Annotated in this window: 1 protein-coding gene; it reads left to right on the top strand. The window is 40.7% G+C overall.

All coding sequences use genetic code 11. The features are described from left to right. Nucleotides 1-29 precede the first annotated feature (29 nt). The coding region (locus EI28_RS14555) for a hypothetical protein (protein ID WP_231476860.1) at nt 30-813 on the top strand (784 nt) is incomplete at its 3' end.

The following is an 813-nucleotide window of genomic DNA, read 5'->3' as shown; positions in this document are numbered from 1 at the left end:
CTGTTTATCAAGAATTGATCCAGAATAACGTGGAGCCAGATATAAAGTTCGAATATAGTTTATATGAATACTCAGGAAAATGCTTTGGAGTCTTCAAAATTGGAAACTGCGATGATAAGCCCTACATGATGAAGAAAGACTACAATCCGTTGAAGAAAGGAGATTCATGGATTCGAAAAGGTTCTCATCAGCCTCGCATGATCAGAAGAGACTTTGATGCCATATACGAACGAAAAATGGCTTTGATTGGCTTTACTGGACATGTAGAGATACTTTTTGAAGAAAATGAATCCGACAGCATCACCATACATACAGCAGGAGAGGTTACGCTTCCTTCAGAGGCGGAGGCTAGAAGAATTCGCCGCGCTATTGAAGAGAAGAAAAACCCGAGTTTGAAGAAGCCGACGATACTTGATTTCTATGGGATTTCCGCTCCGGATCTGTCGTATGCACTTACGGGAATTAAGCCATACCATGAAAGGACATTGGAAGAACTTGAAGAGAACCTAAAGAACGTTAGCAAAAACTTCGCCACCGATGATGCATATTTTCTTTTCGAAGAGAACGGGTATAGACTCAACATAACCCTCTACAATAAGGGGGAACAGTACGTTGAAGATGGGGAAATTCATGTCCACATTCCGAAAGTAGATGGGTTGCTTGTCGCTCCTAGGGTCACTGAAGAACCAGATCATAATCCATATAATATATGTCTCCCACAAGATCGCTCAAAATATCCAACGGTAACAAAATCTGAGAAATATGTAATTATCGAAGAATTTGTTGGGGACATTAAGCATCACCTCCCGATTT

The organism is Methanoculleus sp. MH98A, from assembly GCF_000691865.1.
In the GTDB taxonomy this organism is placed as follows: Archaea; Halobacteriota; Methanomicrobia; order Methanomicrobiales; family Methanoculleaceae; genus Methanoculleus.
This window is presented reverse-complemented; position numbering and strand designations above follow the sequence as displayed.